The 26,847-nt window shown below is 30.0% G+C and carries 28 protein-coding genes; 15 read left to right on the forward strand and 13 right to left on the reverse strand.

Features of this window, described 5'->3' with window-relative positions; all coding sequences use genetic code 11:
* The 7 genes from ACSIGC_RS15275 to folE all read left to right on the forward strand — a co-directional run bounded on the left by ACSIGC_RS15275 (window position 1) and on the right by folE (window position 6,753).
* Window positions 1-2,109 (forward strand): M3 family metallopeptidase, encoded by a 2,109-nt coding sequence (locus tag ACSIGC_RS15275; RefSeq protein ID WP_442265644.1) that lies wholly within the window; start codon window positions 1-3, stop codon window positions 2,107-2,109.
* Window positions 2,110-2,204: 95 nt separating this feature from the next.
* Entirely contained in the window at window positions 2,205-2,609 is a 405-nt protein-coding gene (locus tag ACSIGC_RS15280) for a hypothetical protein (protein WP_442265645.1), read from the forward strand.
* Window positions 2,590-3,186, forward strand: coding sequence for a pentapeptide repeat-containing protein (locus tag ACSIGC_RS15285; RefSeq protein WP_442265646.1), 597 nt, complete (start codon window positions 2,590-2,592; stop codon window positions 3,184-3,186). Before ACSIGC_RS15280 ends, ACSIGC_RS15285 begins: the two co-directional genes overlap by 20 nt.
* A gap of 100 nt (window positions 3,187-3,286) precedes the next feature.
* Window positions 3,287-3,631, forward strand: a complete 345-nt coding sequence (locus ACSIGC_RS15290; RefSeq protein WP_442265647.1) for a hypothetical protein — start codon at window positions 3,287-3,289, stop codon at window positions 3,629-3,631.
* Window positions 3,632-3,650: 19 nt separating this feature from the next.
* Window positions 3,651-4,580 (forward strand): YihY/virulence factor BrkB family protein, encoded by a 930-nt coding sequence (locus tag ACSIGC_RS15295; RefSeq protein ID WP_442265648.1) that lies wholly within the window; start codon window positions 3,651-3,653, stop codon window positions 4,578-4,580.
* A gap of 70 nt (window positions 4,581-4,650) precedes the next feature.
* Complete coding sequence (gene hisS / locus ACSIGC_RS15300) at window positions 4,651-6,015, forward strand: histidine--tRNA ligase (protein ID WP_442265649.1); 1,365 nt, start codon at window positions 4,651-4,653, stop codon at window positions 6,013-6,015.
* 69 nt (window positions 6,016-6,084) lie between these two features.
* Complete coding sequence (gene folE, locus ACSIGC_RS15305; protein ID WP_442267770.1) at window positions 6,085-6,753, forward strand: GTP cyclohydrolase I FolE; 669 nt, start codon at window positions 6,085-6,087, stop codon at window positions 6,751-6,753.
* Between the two features lie 109 nt (window positions 6,754-6,862).
* Here folE and ACSIGC_RS15310 read toward each other — a convergent pair whose 3' ends face one another.
* The 5 genes from ACSIGC_RS15310 to mtaB form a co-directional block, all read right to left on the reverse strand.
* Window positions 6,863-7,105, reverse strand: coding sequence for a hypothetical protein (locus ACSIGC_RS15310; protein WP_442265650.1), 243 nt, complete (start codon window positions 7,103-7,105; stop codon window positions 6,863-6,865).
* 492 nt (window positions 7,106-7,597) lie between these two features.
* Window positions 7,598-8,545 (reverse strand): lytic transglycosylase domain-containing protein, encoded by a 948-nt coding sequence (locus tag ACSIGC_RS15315; protein ID WP_442265651.1) that lies wholly within the window; start codon window positions 8,543-8,545, stop codon window positions 7,598-7,600.
* A gap of 31 nt (window positions 8,546-8,576) precedes the next feature.
* Window positions 8,577-9,236 carry an alpha/beta hydrolase gene (locus ACSIGC_RS15320; RefSeq protein ID WP_442265652.1) on the reverse strand — a complete coding sequence of 220 codons (660 nt, stop codon included), beginning with the start codon at window positions 9,234-9,236 and terminating at the stop codon, window positions 8,577-8,579.
* An 8-nt stretch (window positions 9,237-9,244) separates the two neighbouring features.
* The gene (locus ACSIGC_RS15325; RefSeq protein WP_442265653.1) at window positions 9,245-9,994 is read right to left on the reverse strand and encodes a DUF6438 domain-containing protein; all 750 of its coding nucleotides are present in this window, start codon (window positions 9,992-9,994) and stop codon (window positions 9,245-9,247) included.
* Window positions 9,995-10,035: 41 nt separating this feature from the next.
* Window positions 10,036-11,370, reverse strand: a complete 1,335-nt coding sequence (mtaB, locus tag ACSIGC_RS15330) for a tRNA (N(6)-L-threonylcarbamoyladenosine(37)-C(2))-methylthiotransferase MtaB (protein ID WP_442265654.1) — start codon at window positions 11,368-11,370, stop codon at window positions 10,036-10,038.
* Window positions 11,371-11,410: 40 nt separating this feature from the next.
* On the opposite strand from mtaB, the gene ACSIGC_RS15335 reads away from it, so the two are divergent.
* The 6 genes from ACSIGC_RS15335 to ACSIGC_RS15360 all read left to right on the forward strand — a co-directional run bounded on the left by ACSIGC_RS15335 (window position 11,411) and on the right by ACSIGC_RS15360 (window position 17,849).
* Entirely contained in the window at window positions 11,411-11,638 is a 228-nt protein-coding gene (locus tag ACSIGC_RS15335) for a GNAT family N-acetyltransferase (RefSeq protein WP_442265655.1), read from the forward strand.
* A 41-nt stretch (window positions 11,639-11,679) separates the two neighbouring features.
* The gene (locus ACSIGC_RS15340) at window positions 11,680-11,910 is read left to right on the forward strand and encodes a GNAT family N-acetyltransferase (protein ID WP_442267771.1); all 231 of its coding nucleotides are present in this window, start codon (window positions 11,680-11,682) and stop codon (window positions 11,908-11,910) included.
* The gene (locus tag ACSIGC_RS15345) at window positions 11,907-12,224 is read left to right on the forward strand and encodes an antibiotic biosynthesis monooxygenase family protein (RefSeq protein ID WP_442265656.1); all 318 of its coding nucleotides are present in this window, start codon (window positions 11,907-11,909) and stop codon (window positions 12,222-12,224) included. The genes ACSIGC_RS15340 and ACSIGC_RS15345 overlap by 4 nt, the downstream gene beginning before the upstream one ends.
* Entirely contained in the window at window positions 12,208-13,821 is a 1,614-nt protein-coding gene (locus tag ACSIGC_RS15350; RefSeq protein ID WP_442265657.1) for an ABC transporter substrate-binding protein, read from the forward strand. Before ACSIGC_RS15345 ends, ACSIGC_RS15350 begins: the two co-directional genes overlap by 17 nt.
* A 154-nt stretch (window positions 13,822-13,975) precedes the next feature.
* Window positions 13,976-17,224, forward strand: a complete 3,249-nt coding sequence (locus ACSIGC_RS15355) for a M36 family metallopeptidase (RefSeq protein ID WP_442265658.1) — start codon at window positions 13,976-13,978, stop codon at window positions 17,222-17,224.
* A 253-nt stretch (window positions 17,225-17,477) separates the two neighbouring features.
* The gene (locus ACSIGC_RS15360) at window positions 17,478-17,849 is read left to right on the forward strand and encodes a hypothetical protein (RefSeq protein WP_442265659.1); all 372 of its coding nucleotides are present in this window, start codon (window positions 17,478-17,480) and stop codon (window positions 17,847-17,849) included.
* Window positions 17,850-17,937: 88 nt separating this feature from the next.
* On the opposite strand, the gene ACSIGC_RS15365 is transcribed toward ACSIGC_RS15360, so the two are convergent.
* The 8 genes from ACSIGC_RS15365 to ACSIGC_RS15400 form a co-directional block, all read right to left on the reverse strand.
* Window positions 17,938-19,077 (reverse strand): geranylgeranyl reductase family protein, encoded by a 1,140-nt coding sequence (locus ACSIGC_RS15365; protein ID WP_442265660.1) that lies wholly within the window; start codon window positions 19,075-19,077, stop codon window positions 17,938-17,940.
* Window positions 19,078-19,112: 35 nt separating this feature from the next.
* Window positions 19,113-20,135 carry an endonuclease/exonuclease/phosphatase family protein gene (locus tag ACSIGC_RS15370; RefSeq protein WP_442265661.1) on the reverse strand — a complete coding sequence of 341 codons (1,023 nt, stop codon included), beginning with the start codon at window positions 20,133-20,135 and terminating at the stop codon, window positions 19,113-19,115.
* 6 nt (window positions 20,136-20,141) lie between these two features.
* Entirely contained in the window at window positions 20,142-21,002 is an 861-nt protein-coding gene (locus ACSIGC_RS15375; protein ID WP_442265662.1) for a rhomboid family intramembrane serine protease, read from the reverse strand.
* Window positions 21,002-21,727 (reverse strand): rhomboid family intramembrane serine protease, encoded by a 726-nt coding sequence (locus ACSIGC_RS15380; protein ID WP_442265663.1) that lies wholly within the window; start codon window positions 21,725-21,727, stop codon window positions 21,002-21,004. The genes ACSIGC_RS15375 and ACSIGC_RS15380 overlap by 1 nt, the downstream gene beginning before the upstream one ends.
* Window positions 21,728-21,729: 2 nt before the next feature.
* Window positions 21,730-23,595, reverse strand: a complete 1,866-nt coding sequence (mutL, locus tag ACSIGC_RS15385) for a DNA mismatch repair endonuclease MutL (protein ID WP_442265664.1) — start codon at window positions 23,593-23,595, stop codon at window positions 21,730-21,732.
* Between the two features lie 3 nt (window positions 23,596-23,598).
* Entirely contained in the window at window positions 23,599-23,889 is a 291-nt protein-coding gene (locus ACSIGC_RS15390; RefSeq protein ID WP_442265665.1) for a riboflavin synthase subunit beta, read from the reverse strand.
* Window positions 23,890-24,054: 165 nt separating this feature from the next.
* A complete protein-coding gene (gene ribH, locus ACSIGC_RS15395) occupies window positions 24,055-24,561 on the reverse strand; it encodes a 6,7-dimethyl-8-ribityllumazine synthase (protein WP_442265666.1) in 507 nt (168 codons plus the stop codon).
* A 5-nt stretch (window positions 24,562-24,566) separates the two neighbouring features.
* Window positions 24,567-25,355 carry a tetratricopeptide repeat protein gene (locus ACSIGC_RS15400; protein WP_442265667.1) on the reverse strand — a complete coding sequence of 263 codons (789 nt, stop codon included), beginning with the start codon at window positions 25,353-25,355 and terminating at the stop codon, window positions 24,567-24,569.
* A gap of 101 nt (window positions 25,356-25,456) precedes the next feature.
* Between ACSIGC_RS15400 and recF the strand changes: the two genes are divergently transcribed.
* Together recF and ACSIGC_RS15410 are read left to right on the forward strand one after the other, a co-directional pair.
* On the forward strand, window positions 25,457-26,536 hold the full coding sequence (gene recF / locus ACSIGC_RS15405) for a DNA replication/repair protein RecF (RefSeq protein ID WP_442265668.1): 1,080 nt from the start codon (window positions 25,457-25,459) through the stop codon (window positions 26,534-26,536).
* A gap of 2 nt (window positions 26,537-26,538) precedes the next feature.
* Window positions 26,539-26,835, forward strand: coding sequence for a DUF721 domain-containing protein (locus ACSIGC_RS15410; RefSeq protein ID WP_442265669.1), 297 nt, complete (start codon window positions 26,539-26,541; stop codon window positions 26,833-26,835).
* Window positions 26,836-26,847: the final 12 nt, after the last annotated feature.

Raw genomic sequence — 26,847 nt, forward strand, 5'->3', positions numbered from 1 at the left:
ATGAAAAAACATATACTAATGGTTACAGTTTTAGCTCTAGCATTTAGCTGTAATACAAAAGAACCAAAAAAAGAAAATACCGAAGATATGAGTACTTCTGAAAATCCTTTATTAGTAAAAAGTAGTTTAGATTACGGAGCTCCAGATTTTACCAAAATAAAGAATGAGCATTTTATGCCTGCTATTTTAAAAGGAATGGAAGTTCAAAATTCTGAAATAGCAAAAATAGTAGCGAATACAGAAGCACCAACTTTCGAAAACACAATTTTAGCTTTAGAAGAAAGTAGTAAAACGTTAGATAATGTAAATGCTATTTTTTCTGCATTAACTAGTGCACATACAAACGACGTTATTCGTGAAAATCAAAAAGAACTAGCGCCTAAATTTTCTAAACACGGAGATAATATTTTATTAAACACAAAATTGTTTGAAAGAATTAAAACAGTTTATAATAGTTTAGAAAGTTTAAATTTAGATCCAGAGTCTAAACATTTAGTAAGTGAATACTACAAGAATTTTGTAAAAGCAGGAGCAAATTTATCAGAAGATAAAAAAGAGGAATTAAAAGCAATTAATGCTCAATTAGCTAGTTTATCTAACGATTTTGGGAAAAAAGGAGTAGACGCTATGAAAAAAGGAGGCGTTTTAGTTACTGATAAAAGTGAGTTGAAAGGTTTTTCTGAAGAAAAGATTAAATCTATCGAGAAAGATGGGAAGTATGAAATTCAATTAATTAATACAACACAACAACCATCTTTACAAACATTAGAGAATAGAGAACTTCGTGAAAAGTTATTCAAAAAATCTTTTTGTAGAACTGAAGGAGGAGCTTATGATACTTCAGATTTAGTAAAACAAATGGTAGAATTAAGAGCTAAAAAAGCTGAAATTTTAGGTTTTGATAATTATGCAAGTTGGAGTTTGCAAGGAACTATGGCAAGCACACCAGATAAAGTTTTTGAAATGTTTAAAAACTTAATTCCAGGTTCATTAGAAAAAGCAGCTTCAGAAATAAAAGAAATTCAAACAGAAATCAATAAAGAAGGTGGAGATTTTGAATTAACGCCATACGATTGGAACCATTATGCAGAGAAAGTTCGTAAATCCAAATACAATTTAGATGAAGAAGAAGTAAAACAGTATTTCGAAATTAATAATGTTTTAGAAAAAGGAGTCTTTTTTGCGGCGAATAAATTATATGGAATTACGTTTAAAAAGCGCGAAGATATTCCAGTATATCATCCAGATGTTGTAGTTTATGAATTGTTCGAAGAAGATGGAAGTAAACTAGGTTTATTTTATGGTGATTTCTTTGCTAGAGATAGCAAAAGAGGAGGAGCTTGGATGAGTGCTTTTGTGAAACAATCAAAATTGCGTAATCAAAAACCTGTAATTTACAATGTTTGTAATTCTCCAAAACCAGCAGAAGGAGAGCCTGCTTTAATTAGTTTTGATGAAGTAGAAACAATGTTTCATGAGTTCGGTCATGCGTTACATGGTTTATTTGGAGATCAAATATATGCTTCAATTTCAGGAACAAGTACAGCGAGAGATTTTGTTGAGTTTCCATCACAATTTAATGAAAATTGGGCAACACATCCAGAGGTGTTAAATAATTATGCTTTACATTATAAGACAGGAGAAGTAATTCCTGATACTTTATTAAAAAAAATAAAAGCTGCAGGAACATTTAATCAAGGGTATTCAATTATAGAAAATCTATGTTCATCAAATTTAGATATGCAATGGCATACTATCGGTAAAGATGTAAAAATCGAAGATGTTGCAAAGTTTGAAAAAGAAGCCTTAGAAAAAATGAATTTAAATATAGATCAAATTCCTCCAAGATACAGATCTACTTATTTTGCTCATATATTTAGCGGAGGTTATGCTTCTGGTTATTATTCGTATTTATGGACAGAAATGTTAAGTCACGATGCTTATGATTGGTTTAAAAATAACGGACTATTAACTCGTGAAAATGGAGATAAATTCCGTAAAGAAGTATTGTCTAGAGGGAGTACTATGGATTATGCTGAAATGTATAAAACATTTGCAGGAAGAGATCCTCAAGCAGAACCAATGTTAAAAGCTAGAGGACTAAAATAGATTAAACGATAACGGTTATAAATTAAAAACGATCAGAAGAATATTCTTTTGATCGTTTTTTGTTAATATATAATATCTTTATTAAAAAATAAATAATGAGATTAGGTGTACTTTTTATATTGTTCACTTCTGTTATTCAAGCACAAAACTTTAATGTAATTGGAAAACAATTTATAGCCCGTGTAAACTCGGTTTGTGAAGAAACTCCAGATGATAATCCTTGTGCTGGAGAAGAAATTTATGTGGTTGTTAAATTTTTAAAAGATAAGGTTGAACTTGCAGAAAAAGGAGTTTCGTCTTGTGATAAAGAAACATACATACGAAAGTTTAAGTATAACTATGAAATAAAAGAAAATGATATCCTAATAGCTTTAAAACCAGAAGATGTTGAGTACACTCATCTTAAAGAAATAAAGTTTGCTATTGAAAACAAAAAATTATTTGGCTCTATAACTTATCCGAATGGAAAAATTATAGTTTATGAATTTAAAGAAGAATAATACAATGAATGATTATTATGATAATGAAACATTTAAAAAAGTAGCTTTTACAAATGATCAAATAAGTAGATCAGATTTTGATTCTTGTACATTTGAGAATTGCGATTTTTCGAATATGCACGTTGTAAATTCAGAATTTTTAGAATGTGAATTTATCGATTGTAATCTGAGTAATACAAGATTGAAAGAAAGTAGTTTTAAAGATGTACATTTTTGTAGTTCAAAATTATTAGGAATTAAGTTCTATGAAATAGATCCTTTTTTATTGAAGATAAATTTTACCGATTGTCAAGTTGATTACTCTTCTTTTTATCAGTTAAAAATGCAAAACTTTCAATTTGTAAATTGTAGTATAAAAGAGGTAGATTTTACCGAAGCAAATCTTCAATTTAGTTATTTTGATGATTGTGATTTACTTGGGTCAATTTTCGAAGCTTCAGATTTAAGAAATGTAAATTTTAAAACAGCACGTAACTTTTCTATCGATTTAGAGTCTAATAGAGTAGAAAAAGCAATTTTTTCAAAAGATAATGTTGCTAATTTGCTAGAAAAGTATAAAATCAAAATTGTTTCGTAAATTGGATATAAACTCCATCATTTCAACTTTCTTTATTTCTATTATGATCTTGTTTTTCATAACAGGTGTAATGTATACAATGAATCAAAAAAAGAAAACAATGCGTTTATTTTCTGATGAACCATTAATAAATTCATTTGCTAATGTTGAAATAAAAAATATAGAATCCATAAAGAGAAGCTTTTGGATTGGTAATGTGAAATTATTTAAAAACTATATTCTAATAAAGAGTAAATATAATTACGATGTAATCCAGTTAAACACGAATTTAGAAAATGATTTAAAGTTTAAAATTCTGTATCAATCTTCATCAATAGAAAACAAAACAATCAAAATTATTGGAACCAAAAACAGACTATTTGAAAAGAATTCTATTCAATTAAAAATTAAATTTAATAGTGAATCAGATTCAAAAATGGTCTATTCATTTTTAAATCAAGGATAAAAATCAGATTTTTGCATTAATGTCAAAAAGAATAGAAGAAAATTTAGAGAAAATTCCAGTAGTAAATTGGTTAGTTAAATTTGGAAAAGAAATTAAAATTCCTGGTTTAGAAGGCTTATCCTTATACGATGTTATAGAAATGTATATCATTGGAATTGTTAAAGGAGCATTAACGACTAGAGCAGGAGGAATTGCTTTTAGTTTCTTTATGGCAATTTTCCCATTTTTATTATTCATTTTAACCTTAATTCCATACATACCTGTTGATGGTTTTCAAGAAGGTTTATTCGATTTAATTAGAGAAGGTTTACCACCAAAAACTTTTGATGCAGTTGATGGAGTAATAAAAGATATTTTAAATAATCAATATGGAGGTTTACTTTCTTTTGGTTTTTTAACTTCAATTTTTTTAATGACAAATGGTGTAAATGCCATTTTTGGAGGTTTTGAGTATTCGTATCATGTTCAAGAATTTAGAAATGTATTTAAAACATATTTAGTTTCTTTAGGAGTATCGCTTTTAATGTCTTTCTTTTTAATTATAGTAGTATGTTTGGTGGTATTGTATCAAATAGCTTTATCAAAAATTGATGAGATAGGTTGGTTTGATACTAGTGAATTAAATCTATTTTATTTAGGAAGAGGATTCTTGTTTTTAGTTATGATTTATACCATTGTTTATTTGTTGTTTAGATACGGAACAAAACAAGGAAATACTACAAAATTCTTTTCAGCAGGAGCCTTTTTAACGACAGTTGTATCGTTGTTTACCTTTTATCTTTTTGGAATTTATGTTTTAGAATTTGCGAAATACAATCAATTATATGGTTCTATAGGTACACTTTTAATTTTAATGTTATTTGTTTGGTTAAATGCAATAGTGTTATTATTAGGCTTTGAACTAAATGCTTCAATCTATCAATTAAAACGTCGAAATAAAACTTCATAATCCGCTAATAAATTCAGATATTTGCAGGCTCAAAACGATGTAGTTAAAAGAATTAAATAGATTATTCTATATGAAACCAGGAATTCCAAAAGGAACTAGAGATTTTTCGTCAACACAAGTAGCAAGAAGAAACTTTATTTTTAACACGATAAAGCAGGCTTTTGAAGTGTATGGTTTTCAGCCTATTGAAACACCAAGTTTTGAGAATTCTTCGACCTTAATGGGGAAGTATGGAGAAGAAGGTGATCGTTTAATTTTTAAGATTTTAAATTCTGGTGATTATTTAAATAAAGTAAATGAAAATTTACTTTCAGCTAAAGACAGTAATAAAGTAACAACTCAAATCTCAGAGAAAGCTTTACGTTACGATTTAACTGTACCGTTTGCGCGTTATGTTGTGCAACACCAAAACGAAATTACATTTCCATTTAAGCGTTACCAAATTCAACCTGTTTGGAGAGCAGATCGTCCTCAAAAAGGACGTTTTAGAGAGTTTTATCAGTGCGATGCAGATGTAGTTGGTAGCGATTCTTTATGGCAAGAAGTAGAGTTTGTTCAATTATACGATTCAGTTTTTAGTAAGTTGAATGTAAAAGGAACGACTATCAAAATCAATAATCGAAAAATACTTTCAGGTATTGCAGAAGTTATTGGAGCAAAAGATAAATTAATTGATTTTACAGTTGCTTTAGATAAACTTGATAAAATTGGTAAAGATGGAGTTGTGAAAGAAATGCTTTCGAAAGATATTTCTGAAGAAGCTATCGAAAAAGTACAACCGTTATTTGATTTTACAGGAAGTAATGCAGACAAATTGGCATCGTTAAAATCAATGTTATCAGATTCTGAAGAAGGATTAAAAGGAGTTGAAGAATTAACTTTTGTAATAAATAGTATTGCTGAGTTAGGTTTACAAACAGCAACTTTAGAGTTAGATGTTACTTTAGCTAGAGGTTTAAATTATTACACCGGAGCAATTTTCGAAGTTGCAGCTCCTGAAGAAGTAAAGATAGGTTCTATCGGAGGAGGAGGTAGATATGATGATTTAACAGGAATATTTGGATTAAAAGATGTAAGTGGAGTAGGAATATCTTTTGGGTTAGACCGTATCTATTTAGTTATGGAAGAATTAGGTCTTTTTGAAGAAGTAGAACTACCTAAACCTAAAATTTTGTTTTTAAATTTTGATGAAAAAGAAAGTTTAACAAAAATGAAGGCTATAACGGAGTTAAGAGCAAATGGAATTAAAACTGAATTATATCCAGATCTTGCTGTTAGTAATAATCAGCAAAAGAAGCAGTGGAAATATGTTGATAAAAGAGGCATAGAGTTTGTAATAACTTCAGTAGAGGAAGATAAATTTAAGTTTAAGAACACAGAAACTAGAGATGAAAAATTCCTTACAATCAAGGAAATAATTAAATTAATACAATAAAGACAACTTTTTGTTTTATCTTTACGGAAAAACATTAAACAAATAAGTATGTTCGAGATCCACAATAATATGAGAGACGAAAGAATTGAAGAATTAGGAGAGGACCACATTGGAACTTCAGCTAAAACGCCATTGCGTGCAGACGCTTTTGATATTTCGGACGAAGAGAAAATAGCAAAAATACAAGAAAGTGTTAAGGTGATATTAGAAACCTTAGGTATGGATTTAGAAGATGATAGTTTACAGGGCACACCTAAGCGTGTTGCTAAAGCTTTTGTCAATGAGATTTTTATGGGGTTAAACCCTAAACATAAGCCTAAGGCATCTACTTTTGATAATAACTATAAGTATGGTGAAATGTTGGTGGAAAAAAACATTGTTGTATATTCTACTTGTGAACATCACTTGTTACCTATTGTTGGTCGTGCTCATGTAGCATACATTTCTAATGGAAAAGTCATTGGTTTATCTAAAATGAACCGTATTGTAGAATATTTTGCTAAAAGACCACAAGTACAGGAGCGTTTAACAATGCAAGTTGTACAAGCTATGCAAGAGGCTTTAGGTACAGAAGATGTAGCTTGTGTTATAGATGCAAAACATTTATGTGTAAATTCTAGAGGAATTAAAGATATAGAGAGTTCTACTGTTACTGCTGAATTTGGAGGTAAATTTAAGGACAGAGATACAAAAAGAGAATTTTTAGATTATATTAAAATGGATACACCTTTCGATTAATAAACCAATCGAAATTTACTATAAATATGAAAGTGCGGTTTTTAAAACCGCACTTTTTATTTGTATTGAAAATAAGTTGTTTGAAAACAACAACCCACAGATTGTTTAATTAACAATTTACAGTACAAACATTGTTAATTACAGTTCCGTAACATCTTCCTCCAGGAAAAGAAGTTGAAGAAGTAGGGAAAGAACAAGCTCTTCCAACAGTTCCTCCACATGAGTTATTACCAGGTTCAAGTGTGTATCTAGAGCTAGGAGCACAAGGTTGTCTTAATCCAAAACCTCCATTGATATTTTGTTGTTCTTTTTTGTTTAATGATTTACCTAAGTTTAAGATTGATTTTTTCATAATATTTGAATTTTTAAAATTTATTTTCCTTGAGCATTTATAGACATTCAAGGTTTATGTCTGTTATCGCGAAAATTTCTTTAATGATCTTAAATTGGTTATGAGATAATAGCAGTTTAATAATGTAATTTCAAAAAGAAATAAATTATTTTAATTTAAAACTATTTTTCTCTTATCAAATTTATGAAGCGTTCGTTGGAAAAAATAAGGATTAGCTTGTTTGACAAATTATATATGTGTACTTTTTATAAAAAGTCGGATTGTTTTTGTACTGTTTTTTTATTAAACAGCTTCTTTTTCTTTTTGGTTTAAAGTAATGAATTTACTGTTCTTACTAGTTTTATTTAAGAAAAAAATAAACAGGAAAGTAAAAAACACATACCTTTTAAAAGCTGAATTAAATCTAAGCTCTTATTGCATGTGTTTTTTTATAAAATGTAGTGTTATAATGTAGAGGATTTGTAAAATCCGAAAGATTATTTTTGAGAAAATCTAATGAATTGGAATTTTTATCGTGTATTCCTTTTTGCTGTTGTTGTTTAATTTGGTTTCTCTTAACCAAGGATTTACTAATTTTAACTCTTTATAAGTAATATTATATTGTTTTGCGAAATCAGCTAAATCAGGAATAGGATAATCCACTAAAATTTCTTTTACTTTAGGGAAAGTGTATAAATCTTCTTGATCAAACACAAAGCCATATTTTTTTGGATTCGACATGATTTCTTTTAAAGCAAGAATTCTAAAAACATATCTTCCGGTTTCAGGATTTAATAAAAGGTCATAATAATTAGTTACTTTTTGTTCTTTTAAACGTTTAGAAATTCTACCGCCTCCAGCGTTATAAGCAGCAGCAGCTAAAGTCCAACTTCCAAATTTATTTTTAGCTTTCTTTAAATATTCAGCAGCAACTTTTGTAGATAGTTCTAGGTTATAACGCTCGTCTACATTACTATTTACTTCAAGACCATATTCTTTTCCTGTTCTAGGCATAAAGTGCCAATAACCAGCAGCTCCTTTATACGAAGGAACTTGAATTAAAGCACTTTCAGCAACACATAAATATTTAAAATCGTCAGGTAAACCATGTTTTTTTAGTAATGGTTCAAGCAGCGGGAAAAATTTGTTAGCTCTTTTCATTAGTAAAAGACCATTAGATTGCCAATATGTATTTACTAATAATTCACGATCTAAACGTTCTTGTACATCAAGTTGATTTAAAGGAACAGATTCACCTGCAAACTCCATTTGTTGAGGTAATTTTACAGCCTTTACTTCGTATAGATGACTAACATTTTTTTCTGTTTTAATAATGGCTGTGTCTTTTAAAGATGTAATTTGTTTGTTATTATTTGTTTTTACATTGTTTAAATTCAATAATAAAAAAACAATACTTAAAAAAGAAAGGACGTAAAAGATGCGTAATAATTTTACCTGCATAAATATGTTTGTATTTTTATTAGAAAGGGATTTAACACTTGCATTTTTCAGCTAAAATTTTTGAAATAGTTTTAGCTTTATTTAAAATCATAATGTGAGTGCCATTATCCACTTCTATAGCGTTTTTAATATGTTTGATAGGAAATACTTCATCTTTATTTCCGTGTATATGAATTATATTGTCTAATTCATAATCCTGTTTCCAATTCAAGACATTATGTATTGCCCATTGCAAATAATCAGCATTACGGATTGATAAATACATTTTATATAATTCAGCTCTTTTCTTTAAATAATCTCCAAAGAAAAGGTGTTCATATTCTTCTATGTTTTCAACTATTTTAGTTGGAAACAATTTGTAAGCCTTAGTTTTTTGAGCAAGCTTTAATCTATTTGGAAGTTCTTTATTACTCTTCATACTAGAGATAATAACTACCTTTTTACAGTTTATTTGTTTGCTCATTTCTTGTACCATAACTCCACCAAAAGAAACACCAACTAAAATAGGATTGTCATGCTGAATTGATTCGCACATTCGTTTGGCATAACTTTCTATAGTTTCTTCAACTGATAAGGGCAAAATCCATTCCAAAAAATGGGTTTCAAAATTTTCTTTTGGTAAATCTAAGTACTCAAATATTTTCGTGTTTGCTGCTAAACCTGGTACGAAATACAAATGAGTTTTTTCCATATAATTTTTTATTCAAAGAATTTCTTTTCAAGTAAAATTCCTTCAATATATTCATGTAAATCCATTAATTCTTCAGGAACGTCATCATTCCATAATCGAATTTTTACTTGTTTACCCTGATGTACTATGTAAGTAGAAGGTAAATCCATTATTTTAGGATTGTCATAAACAGCATTAAAGGATGAAAATTTCTTTTTGTTTAATTTATTATTTATTGTTTCTAATTCTTTGTCTGAAAGTTTAAATTCCTTTTCACCTTCTTGTAAAACATATTGTTTTCCGTTATATAAAACAACACCTTGTTTGTTTATTATAATATCGTAACTCGGGCAATCTCCAAAACAACCAGTTTTACGCATGCTTAATAAAGTGTTTTCTTCTTTCTTTATAAGGTCTTCAACAACATTTTTAGCATTTACTTTTACAGACCTAAATTCACTTGAAGACCCCAGCGCTTTAAGCCAAAAATCATATTTATCATTTGGAATTTCTACAACTGCAATTTTAGAAGCTCCATTATCGAAAACCATTTTTTTCCATTGTACTCCACTATTCTTTAAGAACTCTTTAGTTTTATCTTCACGAGTAGGATCATTTAAAACTAAAACTAATTGTCTTTTATAAAGATCAATATTAGTTGTTTCTTCAGTATTTGTAGGTGTTTCTTTTTCTGAGTTTGCCTCTGTTTTATTAGAATCTCCTTTGGGAGCACCACAGCTTAAAGCAAGTAAAAAAATAGATAGGAAAAAAATTTTCATAATGTTATCGAGGTGTTTTTTTGATTTTATGAGCAAACAATTTAATGAATAACTTTCGTATCAACAAAATCGAAACGTACTAATCCGTCTTCATCAATTTTAATTAATTTTACATTGTGAATAGTATTTACTAATTCAGGATTCCAAGGAGTTTTTACTTTTACATAATTTTCTGTGAAACCATGAATATACCCTTCTTTATTTTCACCTTCGAACAAAACAGATAAGGTATTTCCTATTTGACTTTCGTAAAAAGCTCTACGTTTTTTAACTGAAAGTCCACGTAACATTTTACTACGCTTTGCTCTAACGTTTTTAGGGACAATACCATCCATTTCTGCAGCTTCTGTATTTGCTCTTTCAGAATAAGTGAAAACATGCAAATAAGAAATATCTAACTCAGATAAATAATTATATGTCTCTAAGAAAAGCTCATCAGTTTCTCCAGGAAAACCAACAATAACATCAACACCTACACATGCATGTGGCATTACTTCACGTATTTTAGTAACACGATTAGTGTATACTTTGCGTAAGTAACGACGTTTCATTTTCTTAAGTAATTCGTCACTACCAGATTGTAATGGAATATGAAAGTGAGGAACAAAAGTATCTGATTTAGAAACAAATTCTATTGTTTCATCTTTCAGTAGGTTAGGTTCAATAGATGAAATGCGTAATCTATGAATTCCTTCAACTTTATCTAATGCCTGAACCAATTCTAAAAATGTATGTTCGTGTTTTTTATTTCCGAATTCTCCTTTACCGTAGTCACCAATATTAACTCCTGTAAGTACAATTTCTTTAATACCTCTTTCAGAAATTTCTTTAGCATTTTTTAAAACGTTTTCTAAGGTATCACTTCTAGAAATTCCTCTAGCCAATGGAATTGTACAATATGTACATTTATAATCACATCCATCTTGTACTTTTAAGAAAGCACGAGTTCTATCTCCAATCGAATAAGATCCAACATAAAAATCAGCGTCTTCTATTTCACACGAATGAACTTCGCCGACATCATTTTTTGTTAAATCATTAATGTAACTAGTTACATTAAATTTTTCGGTTGCACCCAAAACTAAGTCAACACCATCTACTGCTGCTAATTCTTCTGGTTTTAACTGGGCATAACAACCTACAGCAATTAAAAAAGCTTCGTCATTTTGTTTAAGTGCAGACTTAACAATTGTTTTAAAACGCTTGTCAGCATTATCTGTTACAGAGCAAGTGTTAATTACGTATATATCAGCTTTTTCTTCAAATTCAACACGTTCAAAACCTTCATTAACAAAGTTTCTAGCGATAGTAGAAGTTTCAGAGAAATTTAGTTTACATCCTAATGTGTAAAAAGCTACTTTTTTTTCCGCATTCATTCTTGTACATTTAACCGACTGCAAAAGTACAATATTGAAAATGATTTTTGAAACTGAAAGACTAGAAGTTAGATATCTAAAATTAGAAGATATAGAAGGATATTATAAATTACAAAGTGATCCTTTAGTTTTAAAATACGCTACAGGAGAAGTTGATACTTATGAAGGTGTTCAGCAGAATTTAAAAGAAGTAATAGCTAAATATACATTGCCGAATAATGATTTCTGGATTTATGCAATTGAAGATAAAAAAAAAAGAATTTTTTAGGAACACTAGCGCTAGTAAAAGATGAACAAAATGAAGATGAAATAGGATATCGATTTATTAGAGAGTATTGGGGGAATGGATATGGATATGAAATTTGTGAAGGATTAATAGCGTATGCTAAGCAAATAAAAATGACAAAGCTGATTGGTAATGTTATAAATGAAAACATAGCCTCAGCAAAAAATTTAGAAAAATTAAATTTTAAACCAGTGCATCAGTTTGTAAGCAAAGACATTGGCTTACCTGAAACTAAATACGAATTAAAATTATGATAGCGAAAATTTTTACAGCACCATATTACGCAGTAATATTTACAACAATATTAACAGATGATATAGAAGGATATCATGAAATGGCAGAAAAGATGGATGATTTAGCTAAAGAACAAGAAGGATATTTAGGAATAGAATCTGCCCGAAGTGAAATTGGTATTACAGTATCATATTGGAAAAGTTTAGAAGCGATATCTAAATGGAAAAATAATGTAGAACATACATATGCAAGGGAAAAGGGACGACAAAAATGGTATCAACAATACCAATTACGAATATGTAAAGTAGAAAGAGAATATGGTTTTGAGAAATAGTTTTATACTATTATTATGTGTGCTTTTAGGATCTTGTAAGAAAGAATCATCTAAATTTAAAGATGATCAAGTATTTCGTTATAACGAACATTCTAATATTTCTTCTTTAGATCCAGCTTTTGCTAAAGATCAACCCAATATATGGGGGGTTCATCAGTTATTTAATGGTTTAGTTCAATTAAATGATGGTTTAAAGGTGAAACCAGATATAGCTAAGAGTTGGACTATAACTGAAGATGGATTAACATATACTTTTGTATTACGAGACGATGTTTTTTTTCATGAAAATGAACTTTTCGGTGAGTTTAAAACAAGAAAAGTAGTAGCAAATGATTTCGAATATTCATTTCGTAGATTATTAGATGAAAAAGTAGCTTCACCAGGTAGATGGGTTTTACAACATGTAAATCATTTCAAAGCAATAAATGATTCTATATTTAAAATAGAATTAAAACAACCTTTTCCACCTTTTTTAGGTTTACTAAGTATGAAGTATTGCTCGGTAATTCCTAAAGAAGCTATAGATTTTTATAAAAATGATTTTCGATCTAATCCAGTAGGAACAGGGCCTTTTCAATTTAAATTATGGGTAGAAAATACCAAGCTAGTTTTAAGAAAAAACAAAAAATATTTTGAAAAAGATAAAGAAGGAAACTCTTTGCCGTATTTGGAAGCTGTAGCTGTTACTTTTTTGCCTGATAAACAAAGTGAGTTTTTACAGTTTATTCAAGGAAATATTGACTTTATGAAAAGTTTAGACGCTTCTTATAAAGATGAGATTTTAGCTACTGATGGAACTTTAAAAGAAAAATATAAGTCTAAAGTAAATATGCAAAAAGGAGCATATTTAAATACAGAGTACTTAGGAGTTTATATGGATGTAGCTGATGAGTATCCCACAAAATCAAGGCTAATTAGAAAAGCTATTAATTACGGTTTTGATAGAGAAAAAATGATGAAATTCTTGCGAAATAATATAGGGGAACCTGCAATACATGGTTTTATTCCTAAGGGATTACCGTCGTTTTCAGAAATGAAAGGTTATACATATCAACCAGAAAAAGCTATAGAACTTATAAATGAGTTTAAAAAATCAACAAGACAAAAAGAAATTGTTATAACAATTACAACAAACAGCAATTATTTAGATTTATGTGAATTCATTCAAAGAGAATTACAAAATATAGGTTTAGATGTTAAAGTAGAAGTAATTTTACCGTCTACTTTACGACAAGGAAAAGCCAATGGTAAACTTCCTATATTCAGAGCAAGTTGGATAGCAGATTATCCTGATGCAGAAAATTATTTGTCTTTATTTTACAGTAAGAATTTCACTCCTAACGGGCCAAATTATACACATTTTAAAAATAAAACTTTTGATTTTTTATATCGATTAGCAATAAAAGAAACCAATAACAGTAAACGTTATAATCTATATAAACAAATGGATAGTATAATTATTAATGAGGCTCCAGTTGTACCATTATATTACGATGAAGTAATTCGTTTTTCTCAGAAAAATGTAAGAGGCTTAGGTATCAATCCTATAGATTTGTTGACTTTAAAAAAGGTTAAAAAAAACAGTTTAATTAAATAAAATATTGTTTTTTAACTTAAGTAGTGTTTTGTTTTTAATAAATTATGTTAAAATAAAACAATTTTTGCCTTTTTGTTGATTTTAAAAATAAATTATTTACAAAGAATTGATTTTGATAACTTTAGAACAGTTAACCTTTCAAAATCAAAACAAAATGAAAAAAATCTACATTGTTGTAGTGCTATTTCTAGCACTACAGGTTAGTTATTCACAAAACTCAACCAAAGATTTAAATGTTATAGACAAACATTTTAAATTACTTCAAAAAAAGAGTGAAGATACTCCAGCAGATTTTAAGGAGTGGAAAGTAACAAGTACTGCATCATCACTTAAAAAAGGACTTGTACATTACTATGTTACTCAGTATTATAAAGGGATTCCAATAGTAAATGCAACATCTAACTTATCTGTATTTAATAATAAGATTAATTTTGAGAAAAATCAGTTCATTACTAATTTAGAAGCTAAAATTCCACAACAAAGAGGAGGGGTAATTACTGAAGAAGCTGCAATAAATACAGTAATTCGTTCTCATAACTTAAAACCAGCATTGCGTTTAGTAAAAGCGTTAAAGCGTTCTTCTGAGGGTGATAATTTTAGTGTATATTCTAATACAGGTAATACTCAAGATAATGAACCTATAACAGTAAAGAAGGTGTATATTTCTCATGAAGGGAAATTATATTTATGTTGGAATGTAACTCTGTATGAAGAAGGAGGGCAAAACTGGTGGAATAGTTTTGTAGATGTTTCCTCAAATACTATAGTGACAGAAGATAACTGGGTGATTTCCTGTGATTTTGGAGATGCAGATCATACACATGTTTTAAAACGTAAAGAACATAAAAATGAAGAAAATCATGTAATGACTCCTTATGCTAATACTTCTATGATGTTTGCTCCAGATTCTTATAATGTGTACGCAATGCCTTTAATGAACCCAGATGATGGAGGTAGGAGTATTGTCACAAATCCAGCAAATTCAACAGCTTCTCCTTATGGATGGCATGACACTAATGGATTAAATGGAGCAGAGTATACAATTACAAGAGGAAATAATGTATGGGCTCAAGAAGATGCTAATGGAAATAATGGCACAGGAGCTTCTCCAAGTGGAGGATCAACTTTAGATTTTGATTTTCCAGTAAACTTAAATCAAGCACCAAGTACTTATAGAGATGCTTCTACAACAAATTTATTTTATTGGAATAACATTATGCATGATGTATGGTATCAGTATGGTTTTGATGAAGCTAGTGGAAATTTTCAAGAAAATAATTATGGAAAAGGAGGTGCAGGAAGTGATTCGGTAAACGCAGATTCTCAAGATGGAAGTGGTACAAATAATGCCAATTTTGGAACTCCACCAGATGGAAGTAATCCAAGAATGCAAATGTTTCTATGGAATAGAACTACACCAGGTAGAGATGGATCTTTTGATAATTTAATTATCGCGCACGAATACGGACACGGGATTTCTACAAGATTAGTTGGAGGAAGAAACTCTAACGTTCTTGGTGGTTCAGAGCAAATGGGTGAAGGTTGGTCTGATTGGTTTGGGTTAATGTTAACAATGAAAGCAGGCGATAAAGGAACAGATAAAAGAGGTGTTGGAACTTATGTATTGGGTCAGGATTTAGATGGAGTAGGAATTAGGCCTACAGTATATTCTACAGATAGATCGTTAAATGATACTGACTACGCTGATATTGGAGGATTGGCAAGACCACATGGAGTAGGCTATGCCTTTGCAACTATTTTATGGGATATGACATGGTTATTAATAGATCAAGAAGGTTTTGATCCTGATTTTTACAATGGTACAGGAGGTAATAATATTGCTATGGCTTTAGTAATTGAAGGATTAAAAAATACAGCTGCAAATCCTGGTTTTGTTTCTGGACGTGATGGAATTTTACAGGCTGATCAAGATTTATATGGAGGCCAGTATAAGTGTTTAATTTGGAAAGCTTTTGCAGAAAGAGGTGTAGGAGAAGGAGCTGACGAAAATAATAATGGAGGATCTAATGGTCAAACAGATCAGACAGTTTCGTTTACAAATCCTTGTGATGGTGGTGGGCCAGACCCAACACCAACAGATTGTACTTCAACAGTAAACACTTTTCCTTATAGCGAAAGTTTTGAAGCAAATGATGGTTGGACCCAAATTACTAATGATGATGGGAATTGGGTAAGAGATGCGTCTGGAACTCCATCTTCTGGAACAGGACCAAGTTCTGGAGCTGACGGCAATTTTTATATGTTTTTAGAAGCTTCAACTAATGGAAGTACAGGACAAATTGGGAATAATGCTACAGCAATATTATTGAGCCCGTGTTATGATTTATCTGCACTTAGCAATGCTACCTTCTCATTTAGTAATCATATGTATGGTACAAGTGTTGGTTCTTTAAAATTAGAAGCTTCAACTGACGGAGCAACATGGACGAGTATTTGGAATCAATCTGGAAACCAAGGAAATCAATGGAATGCAGTTAATGTTGATTTAGCAGCTTATTTAGGGGAAACGGCAGTGCGATTACGTTTTGTAGGAACAACAGGTTCAAGTTGGTCTAGTGATATTGCAATTGATGCAATTTCGTTATCAACTGGAGGAACAGATCCTGATCCAGATCCAGGATGTGCTACGTTGAATTTTAATGATTTTACTATAACTCCTTTCTCAAATCAAGATGCGTCAGGTAATTTCTCTATCGGATCTAGTGGTGCATCGTTAACATTAACAAATAATACATGGAAATATATTCCATTAAATTATACTGTAACTCCAAATACAGTTATAGAATTCGAATTTAGTAGTACATCTCAAGGGGAAATTCATGGAGTTGGTTTTGAGGATGATAACACGTTAACTTCCTCACGTTACTTTAAGGTACATGGAACTCAAAATTATGGAATCACTAATTTTGATAATTACACTAGTGGAACAACTACTTATGTGATTCCTGTTGGAGATTCTTACACAGGAACAATGGATCGTTTAGTATTTATTAATGATAATGATGGTGGTTCAGGAAATAATTCAACATTTACTAATGTTAGGATTTACGAAGGAACTTGTAGTAGTTCATCTGCTGTTGTGATAAACGATTTTGGAACTAGAGTAGATGTTTTAGGTGATGAAGATGAAGGAGGGTTAACTTCGTTAACAATTGCTCCTAATCCGGTTCAAAAAGGATATTTATTAAATTTAATAGGTGGATCAGATAAAGAACTGTCGGACACAATATATACTATTATAAATATGTTAGGACAAGTAATTGAAAAGGCTCCTTTAGGTAAGAGAAGAACAATTAATATCGATCGATTTGAATCAGGAGTGTATATATTAAAGTTAGAAAATGAATATATGAAAGAAACTAAACGATTTATAATCAGGTAATTTTAAGAAAATCTATTTTTTAAAACCTCTTGAGAAATCAAGAGGTTTTTTTATGTGCTTCAGTTAAGAATAAAAATCAAACGGTAAAGTTTAAATAATCTGCTTTTAAGGTATTTGTTTGTTTTTGAGTTGGTTATGTGTGTAAGTTAGAAGTGACTAATCAATGTACAGCGGCCACTGTTTTAAGAAAAGTGATGGCGTCACCTGAAAAGCCAATCAGTAAATAGAGTAGGGAATCAAAAAAAACAAAATTATGGGATTTTACGGTAAAGAACCAGTTACTCCAAGTGAGTGCAAAGTAGTGTATGTATGGACTGGGTTAAGAACTCCAGGTTTTTTCAGTGTTTATGTTCAAGGAGAAGCACAAAATTATTCATATGGATTTGATTTAGTTAGGGATCCGCATTTCGTTGGAGGTTTAAAAATTGATGCAATGGGTTGGACAGGTCCTTTAGGAGAAGGAACTACTCCGTACAAAGTTCATGGAACTTTTCAAGGTGCTTTTCAAGAAGAAATTATTATTTCAGGATCTAATGGGGATTTCCCTGTGAAGGTAGAAGAAGTTCCTCATGATCAAGTTGAAGATTATATAAAATCTAAAGCTTTAGAAGCAGCAAACTACTAAAATATTTGAGTTTTAATAATTTGCTGTTAATAGATTATTACTGTTCTTAGAAAAAAACCACTTGGTTTAAACCAAGTGGTAATGTTTTTTAAAAAACAAGTTCTTTTACTTTTTTAGTAATTGCTTGTTTAATATCGGTCGGATAAGAACGATCGCCATGAAAAATATCAGCCATAGCATCACTAAATCTTTGTCCGTATTTTTTCAATAACACGTTACGAATAGTTTTTTGCTCATAAAACCATTTTGCTAACCATAATCCTGTTTGAATTTCAGGTATCAATCTTTCGTTTAATTTTTCAAGATATAATTCACTAGCTTTTTCAACATTCGAATTACTTTCACTAATAGCATTAGCAACTAAAACTCCACTGTAAATTGCATTAGAAATTCCTTCTGCAGTAATTGGATCGGCAAAACCAGCTGCATCACCAATTAAAAATACACTGTTTTTTACAAAGCCATCTGTTCTCGGAGCAATAGGAATTTGAAAACCATGCTGAGATTCACTCAGTATATTTGTAATTCCCAACGTTTCTAAATATTCTTGATAATATTTTTTTAGGTTGATTCTAGCCTTTTTAGTAGAAGCTACACCAATTGATAAGTGATTTTTCTTAGGAAAGCTCCAAGCATAACCGTAAGGAATAGCGTCAATATCAAAACGTACACTATCTTTTAATCGGTTAAAATCTTCTTCAGAAACTTCTACTTCATATTCTAAGGCAGGAATTAATTTACGAGTTTCTTCATTCCACCCAGCCATTTTTGCTGTCGGACTTAAAGCTCCATCTGCAGCAATAATAAATTGAGCAGAAATTTGTTGCTTATCAGTGGTAACTATTGTTTTTTCTTCTTGAAAATCTAATCCAATTAGTTTGTTGTCTTCAAGTAAAGTAACTCCTAATTTTTTAGCTTCTTCAACAATTAAATTGTCGAAAGAATCACGCATTATCATAGTGATCGTAGGATCTTTACGTACAGTTTGAAAATGAAGTTTTTTACCTAATAAAATATCCACTGTATTAAATTCTCTTTCAACTACGCTAGAAATATCAAAAGGTAAATCCTTTCTACCTCTATACACAAAACCACCGCCACAAGTTTTATAACGCGGTAATTTTTCCTTTTCTATAATTACTGTTGAAATTCCTTTTTTAGCTAAATGAAAAGCAGTTGAAGCTCCCGAAGGACCACTTCCTATTACTGCAACTTCAAAATGTTTCATAAAGAGTAAATAGTTTAGTAGACTGCTAATATAAACTATTCAAAATTTATTCGAGACATGATTGGGAAATGATCTGAATATTTTGGTGTGTAAGTTTTAAAATTATTGATGTTTGTAGATTCATCAGTTAAAATGAAATCAATACGCATAGGAAAAAAATAATTAAACGATTTTCCAAAACCATTTCCAGCTATTTCAAAAGCATCTTTTTTTCCTTTACATAATTGTCTGTAAACCCAAGAAAATGCAGTGTTGTTAAAATCACCACAGATTACCTTTTTACGATTCCATTGTTTTTCGTGAGCAAGAAAAACTTCAACTTGTGAAGCTTGTTTTATGAAACCATTTTTTAAACGTCCAATCAGTTTTTCAGAGCTAGACTCACCAAAATTTTCTTTTTTAGGGTTTAAACGTAAAGATTGTAGATGCAAGTTATAAACTCTAATAGTGTCTTTGTTTTTTAAAATATCAATGTAAATCGCATTATTAGCACTATTTTTAAAATCTAGAGAGCCTTTATTAACAATTTTATATTTGGAGAAAATAGCTAGTCCAAAATTGTTTTTTTTCGACTTTGGAACGTAATATGAATATGGAAATTTTAAATTTCTTTTTTTAGAATGATGATATTCTTGAATGGCTAAAATATCTGGATCTTTTTCTTTAATGAACTCAGTGATTTTTTCGCTGATTCCTTCTTCTTTTATCCAGTTATAAAGATTAAACATTCTCACATTGTAACTCATCACTTTAACATCTGTATTTCTTGCTGTATTTTTTGAAGAAAATTTAATGAAAGGAGGAAGGAATAACCATCCAAGTAATAATATTAATCCAGATAAAATAAAATGTTTCCTTAATTTAAAAATCCAATACATGCAAAATATAGCATTAGCTATAATTAAAAAAGGAACAGCTAAACTTGCCACAGAAAAAACAGGAACTGTTTTAGGTGACACGAAGGCTAAAAAGTAAGATAAAAGTAATGCTGTAGCAACGATAGAATTTATGAAGTACAGTAATTTATCTAAAAACGAATATTTCTTTTTCTTTGGCAACGTATTTTATTTTTTTCCTTGTTCAAATAAAAAATCTTTTTCTTCTTGAGTTAGGGAATCATAGCCAGAGTCTCCAATTTTTTCCAAGATAGTATCGATTTTCTTCTGATTGTTAGATTTTGTTCGATATGGACCTCTAGGATTTAAATTATCTGATTTATGTACTGTTTTAAGCTTGGTTTTTTTCTTTTTAGAAGTTCGCTTAAATGAAGTAAAAATATCGAGTTCTTTATTGCCTGCGTATTTCACATAAAGAAAACCAAATAAAGCACCACCTAAATGAGAAAAGTGACCGCCACCATTTCCACCAGATAAACTAATTAAATCCATAAGAATGAAAAATAATGCCAAATGCCAAACTTTTACATAGACATTAATCAAAGGAATTCGTAATTCGTAATTAGGTATATGAGTTGCTGTACCAATAATAATTGCTGAAACCCCAGCTGAAGCACCAACTATTATATGTTTTGTATTTTGAAAAATAGGAAAAGAGTTCATGGCAAAAATAAATAGCATTCCGCCAAAAACAGTTCCTAATAGATAAAAGCTTAATATTTGCTTTTCACTAAAATATTCTAAAAATAATCTTCCAAAAATATATAACCAGATACAATTAAATAATATGTGTAAAAAACCACCATGTAAAAAACCATAAGTGACTAACGACCAAGGTTTGGTTATGAATTTATCGAGGTCCGAAGGTAAGGCAAACCAATCGCTTAAAAAGTTAATTCTATGTCCGTATAATCCTGAAAAGGAAATTGATAATAACCCTAAGATAAAAACAGCAATGTTTATATAGATTAGCTTCTCTAACATTCCGGCATTAAGGAATCGCTGTTTTAAATTGTTAATAGTTTCCATTAGTAATGTCTAAATTGATTTTTTTTCCAATACCAAGCAATAATAAATCCAATAATAGCACCACCAACATGAGCAAAGTGAGCAACATTTCCAATTGAGTATTTAGTTAGTCCAAAAAATAAATCACTAATTATTATTAAAGGCACAAAATACTTTGCAGCTACAGGCACAGGGAAAAATATCATAGCAAGTTTTGCATTAGGAAAAGCCAAAGCAAATGCTACTAACACTCCATAAACAGCTCCAGAAGCACCAACAGCAGGTGTATGATAAAGTGAATAAAATTCAGACATTTGTTTGCTGCCTAATGTGATAATCTCATTGTTATATCTACCAGATGTTAATATTTCTTGGATGTCGTTACTGGATAATCCTAAGTTTAAAAGCTGTTGAAAAATACCATTAAATTGGTAGTAATTCACTAAAGTATAAATTAAACCAGCACCTATACCAGCTGAAAAATAAAAGAACAGGAACTTGTTTTTTCCCCACATTTGTTCTAAAGGAGTTCCAAAAGCCCACAAACCATACATGTTAAATAAAATATGAGCTACACTTCCATGCATGAACATGTGTGTTGCATATTGCCAAAAACCAAAATGATCATTTTGAGGAAAATGTAAGGCAAGAATATTTGTTAAATCTAAATTCAGCAGTTGAGGTGCAAAAAATAGAATAGCATTTATTATAATTAGGTGTTTAATAGCAGGTGTTAATTGTTGCATAACTAATTACTAAAAATATTATCAATTTCTTGTAAAGTTAAGGTTTTAAATGTTGGTTTCCCAAGGGGAGAAACACTAGGTTCTTTACAAGAAAATAAATTATTTACTAAAGTTTCTTGTTCTTTTACAGATAAAATAGTTCCCGTTTTTATAGCTAAAGATTTAGCAAATGATTTAGCCATAACATCATAATGGCTAAAGCTAGCATCTGGAACTTCTAATTTTAAATCATCTAAAAGTTGCTCTAAAATTAAACTAATTTGACTTTCAGATATAGATGTTGGAATTCCACCAATAACCACACTTTCTTTTGTGAATTCATTAAACACAAATCCAGCACTTTCTAAATCAGATTTTATGCTAAAAATCATTTCAATGTCTGACGAAGAAAATGAAATGTTTATTGGAAATAATAGTTGTTGACTATTAGCATCTTTAATGGTAATATTCGTTAAAAACTCTTCATATAAAACGCGTTGATGAGCTAAGGATTGGTGAATTAAAACAACTCCAGATTTAATAGTGCTTAAAATATATTTCTTTTGAATTTGAAATGTTTTACCTGTTTCTGTTTCTTTTTCACTTTCAAAAAGTTTCTCTTGTTGAGTACTTTCATATGTGTTTACATATAAAGATTCCCAACTTCCTGCGTCTTTTTTGTAGTCAGTTTTAAAAGATGGTGTTTTTTGAACAGGAGACGATGATGGTATCGATTCTCTTTTTTGAGTTACTGGTGAAGGAGAACTAATTTGTTCGTTTTTAAAAGGGTTAAAATCAGGATCAACAATTATTTTAGGTGTTGAAACAGCTGGTTTGTCTTTAAACGTATACGGCGTGTCTAAAGTTGCATCTCTATTAAAGTCTAAAACAGGAGCAACGCTGTATTGTCCTAAACTATGTTTAACTGTTGCTCTTAAAATGGCATACAAAGCTTTTTCATTGTCAAATTTCACCTCAGTTTTAGTTGGGTGAATGTTAATATCTATAGTGTTAGGTGGAACATCAAAATATATGAAATAAGTTGGATGATAGCCATTTTCCAATAAACCGTCAAAAGCGCTATTTACAGCATGGTTTAAATACGAACTTTTTATAAAACGATCGTTAACAAAAAAGAATTGTTCACCTCTTTTTTTCTTTGCGTATGAAGGTTTTGCAACAAAACCTCTTATTTTCATAATGTCTGTTTGTTCATCTAAAGGAACTAATTTTTCATTCATTTTGTTACCAAAAATAGCAACAATACGTTTTCTTAGATTACTTTCTTTAAGATGGTAAACTTCATTTCCATTATGGTGTAATTGGAAAGCAATGTCAGGATGCGCCATTGCAACACGTTGAAATTCATCAATAATATGTCGAGTTTCAACGGTGTCTGATTTTAAAAAGTTTCTTCGTGCAGGAATATTATAAAACAAGTTTTTAACGGCTAAACTTGTTCCTTTGGCTGTAGAAACTACGTCTTGAGATATTACAGAGCTTCCTTCAATTTTAATGGCAGTTCCAACTTCTTCGTTATGTTGTCTTGTTTTTAATTCAACATGAGCAATCGCTGCTATAGAAGCTAAAGCCTCTCCTCTAAAACCTTTGGTGTTTAGATTAAATAAATCTTTTGCATCTTTAATTTTAGAAGTAGCATGTCTCTCAAAACATAAACGAGCATCTGTGGTGCTCATTCCTTTTCCGTTATCGATTACTTGAACTAAAGTTTTACCAGCATCTTTTAAAAGTAAGGTGATGCTAGTTGCACCAGCATCAATTGCATTTTCTAGTAATTCTTTTACAACTGAGGCTGGACGCTGAACAACTTCACCAGCTGCAATCTGATTAGCAACATGATCGGGAAGTAACTGAATAATATCTGACATTAATTATTTGCTAAAAAATATAGATAGATCAAAATCTATCACGTATAAAAATATAAAAGTTAAGATAGAGGCAATAATAATGATAGTTTTGTTTATTCCTCCGTTTTCTGAAGTTTTAAATTCGTTAATAGCTGCCGTAAATTTCTCTTTTAAGTTTTTCTTTTTTCCAACAGTGGTTCTGTATTCATCAAACTTGTGTTTGAATTCATAAGGATTTCCATCTCCCTTATAATAACGAGGTTTGTACTCAAAAACATTATGAGTCTTTCCTTTAAATTTACTCCATCCTAACATAATAATTGATTTTAAAATTTAAGGTATCAATTCAAAAACCACACCAAAAAACATATCAATTCAAAATTACGAATAAAAGATAAGCTATCAAATCGTATACTTATGAAATTAAAATAGCCAAGTGTGTAACTTGGCTATTTTAACATATTTTTTTAAAAGTTTCTTTTAAAAACCGACAGTCTTCTTTTTTATACCGATGTTCTTTAATGCAGCCATTTTTACTGCAGCTACAGCACATTCAATACCTTTGTTTCCTAGTTTTCCACCAGAACGATCAATAGATTGTTGTCTCGTGTTGTCTGTTAATACACAAAATATTACAGGTACGTCATAAGCTGTGTTAAGATCAACAATACCTTGAGTAACACCTTCGCAAACAAAGTCGAAATGTTTGGTTTCTCCCTGAATCACATTTCCAATAGCAATAATGGCGTCAAGTTTTTCAGTTTCGATCATCTTCTTACAGCCATAAACTAGCTCAAAACTACCAGGGACATCCCAAGAAACAATATTTTTTTCTTCTGCTCCACAATCGATTAAAGTATCGATAGCTCCTTTATGTAAATTCTTTGTAATTTCAGGATTCCATTCTGAAACAACAATCCCAAATCGAAAATCTTTCGCATTTGGGATTGTATTTTTATCGTAATATGATAAGTTTGTTGTTGCCATTTATGTTATTTAGCGTATTTGGCACTGTTTAAGTACTTATCAATATCTCTACCTATTTGAGTAGTAGCGTATTTTTCTTTGATTGTAGTAAAATACCCTAAAGCTTGCTCGTGCTTTCCTAATTTCATGGCAGTTTGCCCTGCTTTAAATAAGAACATAGGAGTAGTAAATTCGTTACTTTTCTTATTTGCAGCTTTTTCATAATATTCTAAAGCTTCATCAGCCTGATCAATGTCAGCAAAAGCATCGCCAATAGCACCTAAAGCAGTTGGTCCTAATAATTCATCATCTGAATTAAATTCACTTAAGTAAGATATTGCATTTTTATAATCTTTTTGCCTTAAGTATGTAATTCCTGCATAATAATTCGCTAAGTTTCCAGCTTTAGTTCCACCAAAAGATTTAGCAATATCAATGAATCCGTATTTTCCATCAGCACCTCCTTTTAAACCTAAGTTATATAAACTATCAGCTTTTGCTCCAGCAGCTTTTTCTGCTTGGTCAAAGAAAGATCTTGGGTAAGCTAATTCATTAGATGCATTTACTTCGTTTGGTTCAGAAATAAATTTATTGAAAGCTAAATACACTAAGATTAATGCAGCAATACCTACTAAACCAATAAATAATGGCTTGCTGTTTTTTTCAATCCATTGTTCAGATTTATTGGCAACTTCATCAAGTCCTTCAAAGGTTTTTGCTACATCACTTTGTGATTCATCAAATGTGTCTTCAATAACTTCTTCTACAACCTTTTCTTTCTTAGGTTTATATCCTCGCTTTTTATATGTTGCCATAACTTTTATAAAATTAGTGGCGCAAAAATAGTTTTTTTAATTGAATTTTAAAAGACGATTTTTCGTTATTTTGCATTTCCTGTCTGAAAACGAATAGTGTAGTGTATTTACAGAAATTATCTTTAGTGAATTTTAAAAATATTGAAGCCCAAACATTTAATTTCGAAAAGAAGATTAATTGTTTTGTGGGGAACAATGGTGTGGGAAAGACTAATGTTCTCGATGCAATCTATTATTTATCTTTTGCTAAAAGCTATTTTAATCCAGTTGCTGGTCAGAATATTCGACATAATGAAGATTTTTTTATGGTTGAAGGCGATTATTTGGTGAAAGAACGTTCTGAAAAAATTATTTGTTCTTTAAAAAGAGGTCAGAAAAAAGTATTGAAGCGAAATGGTAAAGTTTATGATCGCTTCTCAGATCATATAGGTCAATTTCCTTTAGTTATTATTTCACCTGCTGATAGAGATTTAATTATAGAGGGAAGTGAAACTCGTCGAAAATTTATTGATGGTGTTATTTCTCAACAAGATAAAAAGTATTTGTCTTCATTAATAGCATACAATAAAGTATTAAATCAAAGAAATGCATTGTTAAAATTCTTTGCAGCTAATCGAACTTTTGATGCATTGAATTTAAAAGTGTATAATGAACAATTAATTCAATATGGAGAAGAAATTCATAAGAAAAGAAAAGAGTTTTTAGAGAAATTTACTCCAATTTTTAACGAGAAATATCAAGTGATATCTAACGATAATGAACAGGTGAATTTATCTTACAAGAGTCAGTTGAATACAATATCTTTTAACGATTTATTGGATTTACAATTAGAGAAAGATAAAATTTTGCAGTATACTTCTGCAGGGGTTCATAAAGATGATTTAACTTTTGAAATCGGTTCGTATCCGATCAAGAAGTTTGGTTCTCAAGGCCAACAAAAATCATATTTAATCGCTTTAAAATTAGCTCAGTTTGAGTTTATTAAAAAGCAATCTGAATTAATACCAATATTGTTATTAGATGATATTTTTGATAAACTTGATGAAAATAGAGTTGCACAAATAGTTAATTTAGTAAATAATGATGAATTCGGTCAAATTTTTATAACAGACACGCATTTTGAAAGAACTGAAAATGTAATCAAACAAAGTAATAAACCGTATCAGATTTTTAATCTTTAGTTATGGCAAAAAGACAAAATAATAGTATTTCGATAAAAGATTTAATGGGAGCCTTTATTAAAGAGAATAAGTTAGAAAAAGGTTTTCAAAAAATAAAAATAGAAGAAGCTTGGGAAAAGCTAATGGGCCCAGGTGTACAATCTTATACTAGTGAAGTTAAACTTCAAAATGGCATTTTAATCGTCAGATTAAATTCTTCTGTGTTACGAGAAGAATTGAGTTACGGTAAAGAGAAAATTATCAATATGCTTAACCATGAAATGGGTGAGGATGTAATTAGAAAATTAATGTTAGTTTAAAAGATTAACTAA

Source organism: Tenacibaculum aquaeponti (genome assembly GCF_052084715.1).
GTDB lineage: Bacteria > Bacteroidota > Bacteroidia > Flavobacteriales > Flavobacteriaceae > Polaribacter.

Coding starts and splice junctions, on each gene's coding strand:
- ACSIGC_RS15275 (WP_442265644.1), top strand. CDS start 1: ATGAAAAAACATATACTAATGGTTACAGTTTTAGCTCTAGCATTTAGC.
- ACSIGC_RS15280 (WP_442265645.1), top strand. CDS start 2,205: ATGAGATTAGGTGTACTTTTTATATTGTTCACTTCTGTTATTCAAGCA.
- ACSIGC_RS15285 (WP_442265646.1), top strand. CDS start 2,590: ATGAATTTAAAGAAGAATAATACAATGAATGATTATTATGATAATGAA.
- ACSIGC_RS15290 (WP_442265647.1), top strand. CDS start 3,287: ATGCGTTTATTTTCTGATGAACCATTAATAAATTCATTTGCTAATGTT.
- ACSIGC_RS15295 (WP_442265648.1), top strand. CDS start 3,651: ATGTCAAAAAGAATAGAAGAAAATTTAGAGAAAATTCCAGTAGTAAAT.
- hisS (WP_442265649.1), top strand. CDS start 4,651: ATGAAACCAGGAATTCCAAAAGGAACTAGAGATTTTTCGTCAACACAA.
- folE (WP_442267770.1), top strand. CDS start 6,085: ATGAGAGACGAAAGAATTGAAGAATTAGGAGAGGACCACATTGGAACT.
- ACSIGC_RS15310 (WP_442265650.1), bottom strand. CDS start 7,105: ATGAAAAAATCAATCTTAAACTTAGGTAAATCATTAAACAAAAAAGAA.
- ACSIGC_RS15315 (WP_442265651.1), bottom strand. CDS start 8,545: ATGCAGGTAAAATTATTACGCATCTTTTACGTCCTTTCTTTTTTAAGT.
- ACSIGC_RS15320 (WP_442265652.1), bottom strand. CDS start 9,236: ATGGAAAAAACTCATTTGTATTTCGTACCAGGTTTAGCAGCAAACACG.
- ACSIGC_RS15325 (WP_442265653.1), bottom strand. CDS start 9,994: ATGAAAATTTTTTTCCTATCTATTTTTTTACTTGCTTTAAGCTGTGGT.
- mtaB (WP_442265654.1), bottom strand. CDS start 11,370: ATGAATGCGGAAAAAAAAGTAGCTTTTTACACATTAGGATGTAAACTA.
- ACSIGC_RS15335 (WP_442265655.1), top strand. CDS start 11,411: ATGATTTTTGAAACTGAAAGACTAGAAGTTAGATATCTAAAATTAGAA.
- ACSIGC_RS15345 (WP_442265656.1), top strand. CDS start 11,907: ATGATAGCGAAAATTTTTACAGCACCATATTACGCAGTAATATTTACA.
- ACSIGC_RS15350 (WP_442265657.1), top strand. CDS start 12,208: ATGGTTTTGAGAAATAGTTTTATACTATTATTATGTGTGCTTTTAGGA.
- ACSIGC_RS15355 (WP_442265658.1), top strand. CDS start 13,976: ATGAAAAAAATCTACATTGTTGTAGTGCTATTTCTAGCACTACAGGTT.
- ACSIGC_RS15360 (WP_442265659.1), top strand. CDS start 17,478: ATGGGATTTTACGGTAAAGAACCAGTTACTCCAAGTGAGTGCAAAGTA.
- ACSIGC_RS15365 (WP_442265660.1), bottom strand. CDS start 19,077: ATGAAACATTTTGAAGTTGCAGTAATAGGAAGTGGTCCTTCGGGAGCT.
- ACSIGC_RS15375 (WP_442265662.1), bottom strand. CDS start 21,002: ATGGAAACTATTAACAATTTAAAACAGCGATTCCTTAATGCCGGAATG.
- ACSIGC_RS15380 (WP_442265663.1), bottom strand. CDS start 21,727: ATGCAACAATTAACACCTGCTATTAAACACCTAATTATAATAAATGCT.
- mutL (WP_442265664.1), bottom strand. CDS start 23,595: ATGTCAGATATTATTCAGTTACTTCCCGATCATGTTGCTAATCAGATT.
- ACSIGC_RS15390 (WP_442265665.1), bottom strand. CDS start 23,889: ATGTTAGGATGGAGTAAATTTAAAGGAAAGACTCATAATGTTTTTGAG.
- ribH (WP_442265666.1), bottom strand. CDS start 24,561: ATGGCAACAACAAACTTATCATATTACGATAAAAATACAATCCCAAAT.
- ACSIGC_RS15400 (WP_442265667.1), bottom strand. CDS start 25,355: ATGGCAACATATAAAAAGCGAGGATATAAACCTAAGAAAGAAAAGGTT.
- ACSIGC_RS15410 (WP_442265669.1), top strand. CDS start 26,539: ATGGCAAAAAGACAAAATAATAGTATTTCGATAAAAGATTTAATGGGA.